At 32.4% G+C, this 13,816-nt stretch carries 15 protein-coding genes; 7 read left to right on the top strand and 8 right to left on the bottom strand.

What is annotated here, in order from left to right; genetic code table 11:
- The 7 genes from BT107_RS17575 to BT107_RS16445 form a co-directional block, all read left to right on the top strand.
- Positions 1-852, top strand: an 852-nt coding sequence (locus BT107_RS17575) for a collagen-like triple helix repeat-containing protein (protein ID WP_072304932.1), incomplete at its 5' end; no start/stop codon positions are given.
- A gap of 31 nt (positions 853-883) precedes the next feature.
- Positions 884-2,902, top strand: coding sequence for a T9SS type B sorting domain-containing protein (locus tag BT107_RS16470; RefSeq protein WP_072304931.1), 2,019 nt, complete (start codon positions 884-886; stop codon positions 2,900-2,902).
- A gap of 13 nt (positions 2,903-2,915) precedes the next feature.
- Positions 2,916-3,869, top strand: a complete 954-nt coding sequence (locus BT107_RS16465; protein ID WP_072304930.1) for a PorP/SprF family type IX secretion system membrane protein — start codon at positions 2,916-2,918, stop codon at positions 3,867-3,869.
- A gap of 108 nt (positions 3,870-3,977) precedes the next feature.
- Positions 3,978-4,505, top strand: coding sequence for an isopentenyl-diphosphate Delta-isomerase (gene idi, locus BT107_RS16460; protein ID WP_072304929.1), 528 nt, complete (start codon positions 3,978-3,980; stop codon positions 4,503-4,505).
- Position 4,506: 1 nt separating this feature from the next.
- Positions 4,507-4,917, top strand: a complete 411-nt coding sequence (locus BT107_RS16455; RefSeq protein ID WP_072304928.1) for a 6-pyruvoyl trahydropterin synthase family protein — start codon at positions 4,507-4,509, stop codon at positions 4,915-4,917.
- Between the two features lie 30 nt (positions 4,918-4,947).
- Positions 4,948-5,910, top strand: a complete 963-nt coding sequence (locus BT107_RS16450) for a type I phosphomannose isomerase catalytic subunit (protein WP_072304927.1) — start codon at positions 4,948-4,950, stop codon at positions 5,908-5,910.
- A gap of 87 nt (positions 5,911-5,997) precedes the next feature.
- Positions 5,998-6,267: a hypothetical protein gene (locus BT107_RS16445; protein ID WP_072304926.1), complete on the top strand. Its 270-nt coding sequence runs from the start codon at positions 5,998-6,000 to the stop codon at positions 6,265-6,267.
- Between the two features lie 56 nt (positions 6,268-6,323).
- On the opposite strand, the gene BT107_RS16440 is transcribed toward BT107_RS16445, so the two are convergent.
- The 8 genes from BT107_RS16440 to BT107_RS16405 form a co-directional block, all read right to left on the bottom strand.
- A complete protein-coding gene (locus BT107_RS16440) occupies positions 6,324-7,034 on the bottom strand; it encodes a DUF4369 domain-containing protein (RefSeq protein WP_072304925.1) in 711 nt (236 codons plus the stop codon).
- Between the two features lie 84 nt (positions 7,035-7,118).
- Positions 7,119-8,420, bottom strand: a complete 1,302-nt coding sequence (locus BT107_RS16435; protein ID WP_072304924.1) for a DUF819 family protein — start codon at positions 8,418-8,420, stop codon at positions 7,119-7,121.
- A gap of 39 nt (positions 8,421-8,459) precedes the next feature.
- Entirely contained in the window at positions 8,460-9,260 is an 801-nt protein-coding gene (locus tag BT107_RS16430) for a Cof-type HAD-IIB family hydrolase (RefSeq protein WP_072304923.1), read from the bottom strand.
- A gap of 17 nt (positions 9,261-9,277) precedes the next feature.
- Positions 9,278-9,442: a type II toxin-antitoxin system antitoxin gene (locus tag BT107_RS16425; RefSeq protein ID WP_072304922.1), complete on the bottom strand. Its 165-nt coding sequence runs from the start codon at positions 9,440-9,442 to the stop codon at positions 9,278-9,280.
- 3 nt (positions 9,443-9,445) lie between these two features.
- On the bottom strand, positions 9,446-10,384 hold the full coding sequence (locus BT107_RS16420) for an alpha/beta hydrolase (RefSeq protein WP_072304921.1): 939 nt from the start codon (positions 10,382-10,384) through the stop codon (positions 9,446-9,448).
- Positions 10,385-10,386: 2 nt separating this feature from the next.
- On the bottom strand, positions 10,387-10,557 hold the full coding sequence (locus tag BT107_RS16415) for a DUF4177 domain-containing protein (RefSeq protein WP_072304920.1): 171 nt from the start codon (positions 10,555-10,557) through the stop codon (positions 10,387-10,389).
- Positions 10,558-10,561: 4 nt separating this feature from the next.
- Complete coding sequence (locus tag BT107_RS16410; RefSeq protein ID WP_072304919.1) at positions 10,562-11,422, bottom strand: SPFH domain-containing protein; 861 nt, start codon at positions 11,420-11,422, stop codon at positions 10,562-10,564.
- A gap of 55 nt (positions 11,423-11,477) precedes the next feature.
- Entirely contained in the window at positions 11,478-13,724 is a 2,247-nt protein-coding gene (locus BT107_RS16405; RefSeq protein ID WP_072304941.1) for a transglycosylase domain-containing protein, read from the bottom strand.
- Positions 13,725-13,816 lie beyond the last annotated feature (92 nt).

The following is a 13,816-nucleotide window of genomic DNA, read 5'->3' as shown; positions in this document are numbered from 1 at the left end:
GGTGCAACTGGAGATAAAGGAGCAAGAGGTAACAAAGGATTAGATGGAGATAAAGGAGAGACAGGTGATAAAGGAGCAACTGGTGACCAAGGACCTGTTGGTCCACAAGGAGCACCAGGTGACCCAACAACAGATGATCAAACTTTAAGTTTATCTGGTACTGACTTAACCATTTCAGATGGTAATACTATAGATATTAGTAGTATTGATACTGATAACCAAAGCATACGTAATTTAGGTTTCTCTGGAACAACATTAACTGTAGGTATAGAAGATGGTTCTTCACAAACAGTTAGTTTAGCAGCATTAGCAGATAATCAAAGTATACGTAATTTAGGTTTGTCTGGCACAACATTAACTGTAGGTATAGAAGATGGTTCTTCTCAAACAGTTAGTTTAGCTTCATTAGCAAATACAGATGACCAGTTTGATGATGAAGTAGAATTACGTACACCAATTGATGTAGATGAGGGTGGTGAATCTTCACCTACAGCAGAAACTAATGTACAAGAAGTAATACAAGCAATTGCACCTATTACATCTAAAGCAGCACGTATTTTTTATCCTCCATCTATAGAAGTAGATGTAGCGACAAATGGTACTAAAACTGTAGATTTATATGACGAGTATATTAAGCAGTATGGTACGCCAACAGTTGGTAGTGCTGGTGCGCCTTCAGCTTTACCAACATATACTAGAGCAGAATTGTATTATTATGTAACGTATGCAGATCCTACAGTATTTAATACTGGGTCAATGACTATTAATGCAAACGGAGTGTTAACTTATACAGTAACCAATCAACCTACAGACTATAACACGTTAATTAACGTTGTATTTGTAGTAAAGTAAGCTAAAGCGAATAAAAACTTATCCTAGAAATTTGAGATCAATTAAAACATATAAATTTTTATTCGCTGTACTAGTAGCCTTGTTCTGTGCTAACGTAGTTAGTGCTCAATTTTTATTGCAGGCACCAAATAGTACAGACGAAAACAATTATAAATGGTATAATGCAGCAGACACAAGTACTGTTCTAGGTACGGACTTCTTCTATGAGGTGAGTCAGCCCGGAGTATACTTTGCTACATACGATGGTACTTTATGTGGTAAAAACGCAAGTACATATTTTATATTAACTGACTGTAATACTCCAGATAACGAGGTAACATTAGATGTTTCTGCTAATGTACCACCTGGAGCAACCGTGAGTTGGTCACCAGTTTTAACAGGGGATCAAACAGCACCGCAAGTTATAGCAACAAAAGATGTTATAAAATATGTAGCAACATTGCTTAAAGCAGGAAACTCTGTTCAACTACCAAGTTTTAAGGTAGTTTGTATGAGTGAAGCTAGTGATCTAGAAGACGATATTGTTACGTTAGATGAAGACACTTCAATAATTGTAGATGTATTTGCTAACGATAATGGATTGCCAAATCCAGGAACATTAACAGCATCAGACCCAGTAAACGGAACCGTAACAATAGACGATAACGGAACACCAAACATTCCGTCTGATGATATTATTACGTATGTTCCAGATGCAGATTATAATGGTCCAGATTCTTTTACATATACTATATGTAATAGTTATGGAGATTGTAGTACAGCAACAGTAGATGTAACAGTAGTTCCAATTTTAGATACTAATGATGATGTTGTTGCAACTAACGAAGACGAAACAATTGTTATAGATAATTGGGATTTAAATGATAACGATTTACCAACAAACGGTACGTTTACAACAACAGATCCTACAAACGGTACAATAGTAGTAGATACTAATGGTACACCAAACGATCCGTCTGATGATATAATTACATATACACCTAACCCAGGTTATATAGGTCAAGATACCTTTACATACACAATTTGCGATACCCTAAGTAATTGTAGTACATCTACTATTACGGTTATTGTGAATGAAGCTGCAATGACAGATTTAGATGCAGATAACGATGGTATACTAGATAGTTTTGAAGATCTTAATTTAGATGGTGATAACGATCCAGCAACAGATGCAACAGATACAGACAACGATGGTATTCCAGATTATTTAGATATAGATTCAGATGATGATGGTATTCCAGATAACGTAGAAGCACAAACAACGGCGGGTTATATACAACCAAGTGGTTTAGATGAAAACGGTAATGGTTTAGATGATGCTTATGAAACTGATGGTAATTTAGGAATATTCCCTGTAGACACAGATGGCGATAGTTTACCAGATTATTTAGATGAAGATAGTGATAATGATGGTGTTTCTGATGCTATAGAAGCTAACGATACAGATAGTAATGGTATCCCGGATAATACATTTGTTGGATCTGATAAAGATAATGATGGTTTAGACGATGGTTTTGAAGGAGCAACTTCTATTGATGATGATAAGAATGATGAAATAGATGATCCTTTAAATGATTTACCTAACTCGGATGGTGATGCCGAATCTGATTATAGAGATACAGATGATGATGGTGATGGTATACCAACTATAGATGAAGATATAAACCAAGATGGCGATTTTGCTAATGATGATGCAGATGGCGATGGTATTCCAGATTACTTAGATTTCCCAGACTCTGAAGAAGATGGTATAGAAATTTTTAATGTAGTAACACCAAACGGTGATGGTATACATGATGTTCTTAAAATTACAGGACTAGAAAGGTTCCCTAATAATACTATTAGAATTTATAATAGATGGGGTGTTCAGGTATTTGTAACTAAGTCTTACGATACACAAAGCAATTATTTTGATGGTACATCTCACGGTAGAGTTACTGTTAATGCAGATAAGAAACTTCCAGTAGGTACGTATTTCTATGTATTAGATTACACAACGCCAGCAGGAAAAACAAAACAGCTTAGCGGCTATATTTATTTAAACAAATAGCATAATTAAGTTTATGATTATATTAAAAAAACATTTTAGACTACTAGTAGTGTCAATGCTGTTATTTGCATTTGGTACAGTATCAGTATGGTCTCAGCAAGATGCTCAGTATACGCAGTATATGTACAATACCATAAGTATTAACCCTGCTTATGCCGGTTCTCGTGGTAATTTAAGTGTTGGTTTATTACATAGATCGCAATGGGTAGGTTTAGATGGTGCGCCAAAAACGCAAACATTTAATTTTCATACGCCAGTAGGATATAGAGGTGTAGGTGTTGGTTTTTCTGTTGTTAACGATGTTATTGGTCCAACTTCAGAAACATATTTTGATGCCGATTTTTCATACACAATACATACCTCTTTAGAAGGTAAATTATCATTTGGACTAAAAGCAAGTGTTCATTTATTAGATATTAGATTTTCAGAGTTAAACCAAGATACTAGTGGTGGTTTAGATCCTACATTGCAAACAGATGTAGATAATAGGTTTTCACCTAATATAGGTGCGGGAGTTTATTATCACACAGAAAAATTCTATGCAGGTTTGTCTGCTCCAAGAATTTTAGAGACCAAACATTTTGAAGAAGGAGCAAACCCAACTGTAGCAAACGAACAAATGCATTTGTACTTAATGACTGGTTATGTTTTTGATTTAAACGAATCATTAAAATTTAAACCAACCATTTTAACTAAAGCAGTAAAAGGAGCACCATTACAAGTAGATTTATCTGCAAACTTTATGCTTAATGATAAGTTTATTATAGGTGGGGCTTACCGTTGGAGTGCCGCATTTAGTGGTATGTTCGGGTTTCAAGTGTCCGAAGATTTGTTAATTGGTTTGGCTTACGATAAAGAAACAACAGAGTTAGGCAATACTTCTTTTAACGACGGTTCTTTTGAGGTTATGTTGCGATATGACTTTATTAAAACTAAGAAAAACTTAAAATCGCCTAGATTCTTTTAAAACATATAATCTTAATTTTATATACACTGAAAACACTTTTACTTGTAAAGGTGTTTTTTCTTTTTATAGTGCTCAGATATAACATAAAGGTCTTATTTTTGTAAGACTATGATTGAAGAACAGGTAATATTAGTTAACGAGCAAGACCAACAAATTGGCACAATGGCAAAAATGGAAGCACATGAAAAAGCACTTTTACATAGAGCATTTTCTGTTTTTGTAATGAATGATAAAGGAGAAACAATGTTGCAACAACGTGCAGCGGGTAAATATCATTCGCCTTTATTGTGGACAAATACCTGTTGTAGTCATCAAAGAGTAGGTGAGTCTAATATAGAGGCTGGTAAAAGAAGATTACATGAAGAAATGGGGTTTGTTACAGAGCTTACAGAACTGTTTTCTTTTATTTATAAAGCTCCTTTTGATAATGGTTTAACAGAACATGAACTAGATCATGTAATGATTGGTAAGTATAACGAGTTGCCAGCTATAAACAAAGAAGAAGTAGAAGACTGGAAATGGGTAGCTTTAGAGGATATAAAAGCAGACATTACAGATAATCCGCAGAATTATACAGAGTGGTTTAAAATTATTTTTGACCGTTTTCACAACTATACACTACAAAACCAATACTAGTATGAAGGTTAAAGTAAGTAGAAAAGCACATTTTAATGCAGCGCATAGATTGCATAATAAAAGCTGGGATGCAGAAAAAAATAAGGCTGTTTTTGGTTTGTGTAGCAATCCAAATTACCACGGACACAATTATGAGCTTATAGTTAGTGTTGCCGGAGAAATAGATCCAGAGACTGGTTTTGTTATGGATATGAAGGTTTTAAAAGATCTTATTAAAGAAAAAGTAGAGAATGCTTTAGATCATAAAAACTTAAATATAGAAGTGCCAGAATTTAAAGAACTTAACCCTACTGCAGAGAATATTGCTGTTGTAATCTGGAATAAATTAAGATCAGAAATTGATGCTTCAAAAGAATTAGAAATTGTATTGTACGAGACACCACGTAATTATGTTACGTACTCGGGACAATAACACTAAAAATATCAAACTAAAACAACATATATGTATCCGTTAAAATTTAACCCTATTTTAAAAGAAAGACTTTGGGGAGGCACTAAGTTAAGAGATGTTTTACACAAACCTATAGAAACAGATATTACTGGAGAAAGTTGGGAGTTGTCTACTGTAAAAGGAGATGTTTCTGTTGTGTCTAATGGTGATTTAGCTGGTACATCTTTACAAGATTTAATTAATACGCAGACAAACGACCTTTTAGGAAAAAGTGTTGCAGAGCGTTTTGGAAAAGAATTTCCTATTTTAATTAAGTTTATAGATGCCAAACAAGACTTATCTATACAACTGCACCCTAATGACGAGCTTGCAAAAAAAAGACATAACTCTTTTGGTAAAACAGAGATGTGGTATGTTATGGATGCTGACCAAGATGCAGAACTTATTGTAGGCTTTAATAAGGACGTTGCAAAAGAAGAATATGCAGCTAGTATAGAAAACGATACATTATTAGATTTATTAAACTACGAAAAGGTAAAAGAAGGCGATACTTTTTTTATAAATACAGGTAAAATACACGCAATTGGCGCAGGTGTTTTATTAGCTGAAATTCAGCAAACGTCTGATGTTACATACAGAGTTTTTGATTTTAATCGAAAAGATAAAAACGGAAATTTACGAGAGTTGCATACAGAGCAGGCTTTAGATGCTATAGATTATACTAAGAAAGACGATTTTAAAGTAGATTATAATACGCAAGACAATACCGTAAATACAATGGTAGACTGTCCTTATTTTAAGACTAACTTTATAGAGCTTACGCAAAATTTACAACAAGATATTAGTGGTAGAGATTCTTTTACTATTTATATGTGCGTTGGAGGTTCTGCTACTATAAAAAATGAATTTGGAGAAGCAAGTATTGTAAAAGGAGAAACCATTCTTGTTCCTGCTTTATCTAAATCGCTAACTATAGAGTCTAATGGAGCAAAGTTATTAGAGGTAACTATATAACTTTTTGCTGGCTTTAAGTAATTTATTAGAGGTAAGAATCCTCTTTGTATGAGTTAAATATGTATTTTTGCAAAAAAAATAATACAGATGGCAAGCATAAAAGATTTAAAAAAGGATATCAATTTTGTTTTAGGAGATATTATTGAAGCAGTATACTTTTGGGAAGCAACTTCTAAATCAAAAGATTCTAACGAAGGTTCTAAAATTATAGATTCTGCAATTGCTACTTTTGATGATTTAATCGCAAAAGTAAACAAGAAAGATGTAGAAAGTAGAAGTAAGCACTTAGCAGCTGTTCGTAAAGAGTTAGAAACTAAAGCTACAGAATTAATAGCAGACGTTAACAAATTAGGTTAATTTTTACTATTTATACAAAATAAAAACATCCACCATTGGTGGATGTTTTTTTATGTCTATTTGTTAGCAGCTTTTACTTTGCTAATATGTAACTTTAGTTCTTTTCCGTATTTAGAAGTAGATATACTATCTGGTAAAGAATTATAGATAGAGTCTAAATATTTTACATTAACATCTGGTACTTCTGTTAATGCTAAATAAGGAGCTACGTAAGACTCTTTATGGTTTAAAGAATAATTTAGTGCGTATAAATAGCTACGTAAATTATTTTTAGATAATAGTTTATTTAAAGAGTCTATAGCTTGCTCGTTACCTTGTATTCCTGGTAATTGTGCAGTTTGTGCTATTCTTAATGCTTCTGCATTAAATCTAGATGAATTTTTTCTAAATTCTTCAAGCTTTGTTTGTGCATTAGAACCATCAATTTTAGCATTTAGCGCAAAAGTATTCCAAGCGGTGTTTATAGTAATATTTCCTGGTACACCAAAAAATGTAATTCTATCGTTAAACTCAGAATTATCAGACTTGTCTAAGTACAAATAAAATATCTCTGGACTCTCTAATTCGGCAGAAAGGTTAAAATGACCATCACCATCAATTTTTAAAGAATCAACTGTAACTAAAACAGTATCGTTTACCTTTTGTAGGTATAATGTTCCTTTCTTTAAGCCTTTTACATTACCAGAAACAACCATAGTATTTTCTGTTGTAGAATTACAAGCAATAATGCTTAAGCCAAGAAGAAATAAAAGAAAAAATCTATTCATTTTGTATTTTTTTAAGTGCAACAAATATCATTAATTTTTCTTAAAGAATCGTTAAAGCTTTTTGTTTTGTGTATAACTTTTTAATTATAAACTAGAGGCAACCTCCATAAGGTACGCACATAGTAATGCACCTCCGGTACCTACTACATAACCAAAAACAGCTAATAACACACCCACAGATGTTAAAGAAGGATGAAACTCAGCTGCTACAATAGGAGCAGAAGCAGCACCACCAACATTAGCTTGGCTACCCACGGCTAAAAAGAAATAAGGTGCTTTTATAAGTTTTGCTACAACTATTAATAAACCAGCATGTATGGCAATCCAAATAAGGCCTATAATAATTAAACCAGGGTTTTCAAAAACCTTAAGTAAGTCCATTTTCATACCAATAGTAGCTACTAATATGTAGATAAAAACACCGCCTATTTTGCTGGCGCCAGCACCTTCGTAATTTTTAGCTTTAGTAAAAGATAATGATATGCCAACAGCCGTAGCTATAACTACCATCCAGAAAAAGCTAGATCCTAAAAACGATAAAAAGCTTTTTTTATCTGCTACAGCAGCAACATTATCTTTTAAATAAGTACTAATATTTTCTCCTAAAAAGTGAGCTAAACCAACAGCAGTAAAAGCAAAGAAAAGCAACATCATATAATCTTGCGTTGTTGGTGTTCTTGTAATTTTATCTGTAAACGCCGTAACTTTTGCCTTTAAAGTTTCTATAGCAGAAGCATCTGCATTTAACCATTTATCAATTTTAGTTGTTTTACCTACACCATATAGGATTACGGCCATCCAAATATTGGCAACCACAACATCTATAAGTACCATACCACCATATTTTTCTGGGTTATATTGAAAAATTTCTAGCATAGCAGCTTGGTTTGCTCCACCACCTATCCAACTACCAGCAATAGTAGACAATCCTCTCCATATGGCATCAAAATCGTTACCACCAACTGTTTCAGGAGAAAATATAGATACAATAAGTATTGCAATTGGTCCGCCAATAATAATACCAACAGAACCAGTTAAAAACATAATTAATGCTTTAGATCCTAAACTTTTTATAGCCTTTAAATCTATACTTAAAGTCATTAAAACCAATGCGGCAGGTAGCAAATACCTACTAGCCATATAATACAAATTAGATTCGTGTTCTGTAACAACACCAGCTTTGTCTGTGGTTTCCCAAACTTCTGCAATAACACCAGTAGAAGTTAAAATTGCTGGTAATAAATAACAAAGTAAAATACTAGGAACAAATGTGTAGAATTTTTTCCAAAATCCTGTTCCTTTTGCTGAGGTGTAAAATACAAAACCTAGACAAAGGGTTAATAATCCAAAAACAACTTTATCGTCTGTAATTAAAGGTTCTATCATAGAATAGTGATACTAAAATGTGAGTTTCCTCAAATATACTTAAATTAAGATGTTTTGCTTAATAAAATGTGCAACTCCGTTTTCTGTGTTTTTTAAGGTGGTGTGTTTGGCAATTTTTTTAACCTCATCTCGTCCATTACCAACAGCAACTCCACAACCAACATTTGCAAGCATTTCCATATCGTTGTAATTATCGCCAAAAGCAATTACATCTTCTAAAGTTTCGTCTTTTAAAAGTAGTTCTATGGCAGATAGTTTAGATATGGTTTTAGGAGCAACCTCTATAAGTGTATCATTAGATCTATAAAAATGAAGAGTATCTCCTAATAAGTTAGTTAGTTCTGTAAAAATAGCATCTGTAGTTTCTTTAGTACCCATTAGCATTATTTTATGAGCGCCAACGTCTCTCTCTTCCCAGTTGGTTAAAGTTGTTTGCGTGTCTTCAAAAATAGGTTCTGCTTTAGTGTGGTGTATTTCTTTTTGTACACGTTCAGAATCTTGCGGCACATACCATTCATCTTTAAAATACAAGCCTAGTTTTACAGTATGTTGTTCAGCAATTGTGTGTATGGTTTGCAATTCCTTGCTGCCAATATAAGTAGAAAACAATTCTTTGTCATTATCTAAAACCAAAGCACCATTATAACAGATAATAGGCAAGTTTTCTATACCTAATCTTTCTTGTAAATAGCGCATAGATTTTGGCATTCTAGCAGAAACTAAAATTACTTTAAGGTGTTTTTTTATTCTATTTATTTCTGATATAGTAACCTCAGAAACATCATTCTTTGTAGTTAATAAGGTTCCATCTAGATCAGAACACAAAATTTTATACGTCATTTTTATAGTAAACTAAATTATTCTTCTTTCTTTTTTGGCTCTCTTTTAGCTTCTTTTAAGCTTTTCATCAACATCCATTCTATTTGCCCATTGGTACTACGAAATTCGTCAGAAGCCCATTTTTCAATAGCCTTTAACATATCTTCATTTAGCCGTAGTGCAAATGCCTTTTTTTTACTCATTTTTTAGTGTCTAATAAAATCTTCAATTACGTTTAAAAGTTCTTTAGAGATATTAAAGTTTGATGAAGTATATGATTCTTGATTTTCAGTAACTGAATTTACAACTTTTAAAACGTGATTCATTTTAGGGATAATTTTTAAAGTAGCTTTTGGATAAGCATCTTTTAATAATTGTGCATCGTCTGTAGTAACTTGAAGATCTGCATCTCCGTTTAAAATTAAAGCAGGAATTTGTAATTTTTTAATCTCTGAAGCAGGATTTACTTGTGCCCATTGTTTTATAAACTTTTGATAAACAGGCTGAAAAATATTTATTAAAAGCGGGTTAACCTCTTTAATTGTATCTGTAGCCATAAGTTCTGTAAACTGTTCTTTAGCCATTTTACCTAAGCCTGGATTTTGACTAGTTAACTGTTCTACTATTGTTTTATCTATAGTTTTGCCAGCGCCAGCAATAGAAATAAAAGAAGATATTGCATTGTCTTTTCTATTGTTAATAGCTAACATACCAACCAATGAACCTTGACTGTGTCCTATTAAATGGATGCTACTAAAGCGTTTGTCTTCTTTAAAGTTATCTATGGCAACATTTGCATCATCTGTGAAACTAGCAAATGTAATTTTTGTTAATTGATCAAGGTTACTTAATGTGGCAGACCTTTTATCGTAACTATAGAAAGAGAAACCTTTTGCATTTAAGCTGTCTCTTAATGTTTTTATATAACCAATTTGTATCATAGTACCAGCTTGGTTTCCGTTACGATCTGGATTTCCGGAGCCTTGAACAAAAATTATAAGAGGTGTTTTCTTTTTTGCAGCAGGTATGGTTAAAGTTCCAGGTAAACTAATGTCTCCATTTTTTAAATGTAACTCTTCAGTTTTTACTTCTTGAGCAAAAATTAGAGTAGGGAGTAACATACATAGTATGAGAAGTTTTTTCATAATTACCTGTTTTTATCGCGTTCTAAAATTATTTTAAAGTAGCTAGAACCATTTATAGCAACAGAAGATTTTACAATCCACCCCTCTCTTGCATAAGAGTTTAACTGGTCTTCAAAATCACCATCTGAATTTCTTAGCTTGGCTTTTTGTTTTATAATTTTGTATTCTTTCATTTTCTTAGTGATTTAAAGTTCCGGCATTAACAACAGGAGAAGCATCTTTATCTGAGCACAAAACAACCATTAAATTACTTACCATAGCAGCTTTGCGTTCGTCATCTAAATCTACAATGTTTTTTTTACCTAGTTGGTCTATGGCCATTTCTACCATACTAACAGCACCTTCTACAATTTTATGTCTTGCAGCAACAATAGCTGTGGCTTGTTGCCTTTTAAGCATTGCATTAGCAATTTCTTGTGCATAGGCTAAATAACCAATACGAGCTTCTAAGACTTCAATACCAGCCATAGAGAGTCTTTCTTGTACTTCTTTTTCTAAGGCAACACTAACCTCGTTTACACTAGATCTAAGAGTTATATCTTCTGTGTGTCCTTCGTCTGCAAAATTATCATAAGGATACATACTAGCAAGTTTACGTACTGCAGCATCAGTCTGTACGCGAACAAAATTTTTGTAATCATCTACCTCAAAAGCAGCCATAAAAGTATCGGTAACTCGCCATACTAAAATAGTGCTAATCATTATTGGGTTGCCTAATTTATCGTTTACTTTTAATCGTTCACTATCAAAATTACTAGCCCTTAAAGAAATAGATTTTTTAGTATAGAAAGGTAATACCCAGTAAAAACCATTTTCTTTAATTGTGCCTACATATTTGCCAAATAGTAATAAAACTTTAGAACTATTAGGATTTACTAGTACAAATCCAGGAAATAAAGCTACGGCTATAATAATACCTAATACATAAATAGGACTATCTTTAGTAATAAGCATATAAAGACTTATTAAGGTTAAAGCAAGAAATATAATTAAGACTATATAGCCGCTTAGTGGTGTGGTAGTTTTTTCTTTTGACATGATGTTTGATGTATTTATGATATTAAAATGATATCATAAATATATCAATTTTATTTTAATTGCTTTTAAAATCTTTAGTTTTTTTCTTGTTAGGGTTTTTAAATAGACGTTTAAAAAAGCCGTCTTTTTTAGAAGGTTCACAGTCTAGCGAGCTTAAAACAACATCTGTAGGTTTTTTAAATTTAGCTTTTGTGATGTAATCAAAATCCGAATTTTTATTCATTTTTTGTAATAAAAGAGCAAATGCGGGTAGTGCAGCATTGGCACCTTGACCAAGAGCTGTATTTTTAAAGCCTATTTCGTGGTTGTCTAAACCAACCCAAGTAACACTAACTAGTTTAGGTGTTACACCAACAAACCACGCATCTTTATTATTTTGCGTTGTTCCTGTTTTGCCAGCAATATCGTTAGTTAATTTATAAGAGTTTCTTATTCTGGCTGCAGTTCCTGTATTAATAGTAGCTTTCATTAGCTCTATCATAATCATATTAGTTTCTGGTGAAAAAGCAGGTTCTTTAGAAATAATAGGTTTAAAAGATTCTATAATAGAGTCTTTGCTATTGGTTATGTGTTTAATAAGTATTGGCGCGCTGTGTTTACCGCTGTTTACATAGCTGGTGTAAGCTGTAGCTAATTCGCTTATTTTTACTTCTGCAGTACCTAAAGCTAAAGAGGGTAAGTTGGGAAGATCTGCTGTAATTCCCATTTTTTTAGCTTGTTCAATAGTATTAGGTATACCTGCTTTTTCTAATACTTTTACAGCAACTGTGTTTACAGAATTGCTTAGCGCTTCTTTCATAGAATAATTAAGATAGGTTTCATTCTTAGAACCAGTATTAGATGGGCTCCACTGCTTTAGGTTTTTGTACTCTACTTCTTCAGCAGAGAAATATGTACAAGGACCAATACCTTGTTCTATAGCTGTAGTATATACTATAGGTTTAAAAGTAGAGCCAACCTGTCTTTTACTCTGCGATATATGGTCGTACTTATATTGTTTAAAATCAATACCACCAATCCATACTTTTACTTCTCCGTTTTCTGGATCTAAAGCCAATGAGCCAATGTTTAAAAATTTACTATAGTGCTTAATACTATCTATGGTACTAGCTTGTAAAGTGGAATCTTTATCCCAGTTAGACAATGTCATTGTCTTTTTTTTATTTAAAGAATCTAGTATTTGAGCTTCTGCTAAACCCGTTTCCTTTAGTTTTTTATAAGGTAAAGATTGTTTTATAGCTTTATTAATAATGTTTTTGTTTGTTAACCAAGGAGCATTTTTGCCATAACTTTTTTCAAAATTAGATTGTAAACTTTTCATATGCTCCTGCATAGCTTCTTCAGCTAAAACTTGCATTTTATAATCTAGCGTGGTGTATATTTTTAATCCAGAGGTATAAATGTTTAAATCGTTACCAGCATTATTTTTATCTTTTACCCATTTTAAAAGCTGTTTTCTAACTTCTTCTCTAAAATAAGGGGCAACACCATCGTTATAATTAAAATCTCTATATTCTAATTTTAAAGATGTTTTAATTAGGCTGTCTTTTAGTTTTTCATCTATATAATTGTTTGTATACATAGCTTGCATAACTAGGTTTCTTCTCCCTTTACTTTTTTCAGGAAACACTCTTGGGTTATAACCATAGGTTGCTTTTAACATACCTACTAGAGTTGCAGCCTCTGGTATGCTTAAATCTTTAGTGTGTTTATTAAAGAATTTTAAGGATGCACTTTCTATACCAAAAGTATTATCGCCAAAAGAAACCTGATTTAAATAATAAGAAAGAATTTCTTCCTTATTGTAAATGCTTTCTAACTTACGAGCAATAAACATTTCTTTAATTTTAGAAACAGCTAAATTTAATTTACCGCTTTTAGTTCTTGGATAGAGGTTTTTAGCCAGTTGCTGACTAATAGTACTACCACCACCAGAAGATTTATCTCGTAATAAAATGCTTTTAAAAGCAACTCTAAGCATACTTTTATAGTCTATACCACTATGGTCGTAAAAGCGCTCGTCTTCAATGGCTACTAGTGCTTCTGTTAAGTGTTTAGGAAATTCTTCATATGCTATAGGTTGTCTATCTAATAAATAGTACTTGCCTATTAAAACACTATCTGCAGAGTAGACTTCTGATGCTTGTTGGTATTTAAGAGATGTTAACTCTTCTTTACTAGGTAATTTTCCCCAGAGACCAATGTATACACTAGTAATAAATAGTATAATTAGGCAAATAAAACCAAGTAGAGCAATGGCACTATATCTTAAATACGGATTCTTTATTTTCTTTAAAATCAAAATAGTCTGTTTTAGGGTATAAGGATAAGTTAAAAAAATAAAACCAACTAAAAAATAACAATAGTTTAAAATACTATTTTCTATTTTTGTTA

It is taken from the genome of Cellulophaga fucicola (genome assembly GCF_900119145.1).
GTDB lineage: Bacteria > Bacteroidota > Bacteroidia > Flavobacteriales > Flavobacteriaceae > Cellulophaga > Cellulophaga fucicola.
Note: the sequence above shows the minus strand (reverse complement) of the source record. Positions and strands in the feature narration are given on the sequence as shown.

Bases quoted from the DNA above. Each gene is read 5' to 3' on its own strand.
- BT107_RS16430 (WP_072304923.1), bottom strand. From the start codon at position 9,260: ATGACGTATAAAATTTTGTGTTCTGATCTAGATGGAACCTTATTAACT.
- BT107_RS16450 (WP_072304927.1), top strand. From the start codon at position 4,948: ATGTATCCGTTAAAATTTAACCCTATTTTAAAAGAAAGACTTTGGGGA.
- idi (WP_072304929.1), top strand. From the start codon at position 3,978: ATGATTGAAGAACAGGTAATATTAGTTAACGAGCAAGACCAACAAATT.
- BT107_RS16420 (WP_072304921.1), bottom strand. From the start codon at position 10,384: ATGAAAAAACTTCTCATACTATGTATGTTACTCCCTACTCTAATTTTT.
- BT107_RS16455 (WP_072304928.1), top strand. From the start codon at position 4,507: ATGAAGGTTAAAGTAAGTAGAAAAGCACATTTTAATGCAGCGCATAGA.
- BT107_RS16425 (WP_072304922.1), bottom strand. From the start codon at position 9,442: ATGAGTAAAAAAAAGGCATTTGCACTACGGCTAAATGAAGATATGTTA.
- BT107_RS16465 (WP_072304930.1), top strand. From the start codon at position 2,916: ATGATTATATTAAAAAAACATTTTAGACTACTAGTAGTGTCAATGCTG.
- BT107_RS16440 (WP_072304925.1), bottom strand. From the start codon at position 7,034: ATGAATAGATTTTTTCTTTTATTTCTTCTTGGCTTAAGCATTATTGCT.
- BT107_RS16410 (WP_072304919.1), bottom strand. From the start codon at position 11,422: ATGTCAAAAGAAAAAACTACCACACCACTAAGCGGCTATATAGTCTTA.
- BT107_RS16445 (WP_072304926.1), top strand. From the start codon at position 5,998: ATGGCAAGCATAAAAGATTTAAAAAAGGATATCAATTTTGTTTTAGGA.
- BT107_RS16415 (WP_072304920.1), bottom strand. From the start codon at position 10,557: ATGAAAGAATACAAAATTATAAAACAAAAAGCCAAGCTAAGAAATTCA.
- BT107_RS16435 (WP_072304924.1), bottom strand. From the start codon at position 8,420: ATGATAGAACCTTTAATTACAGACGATAAAGTTGTTTTTGGATTATTA.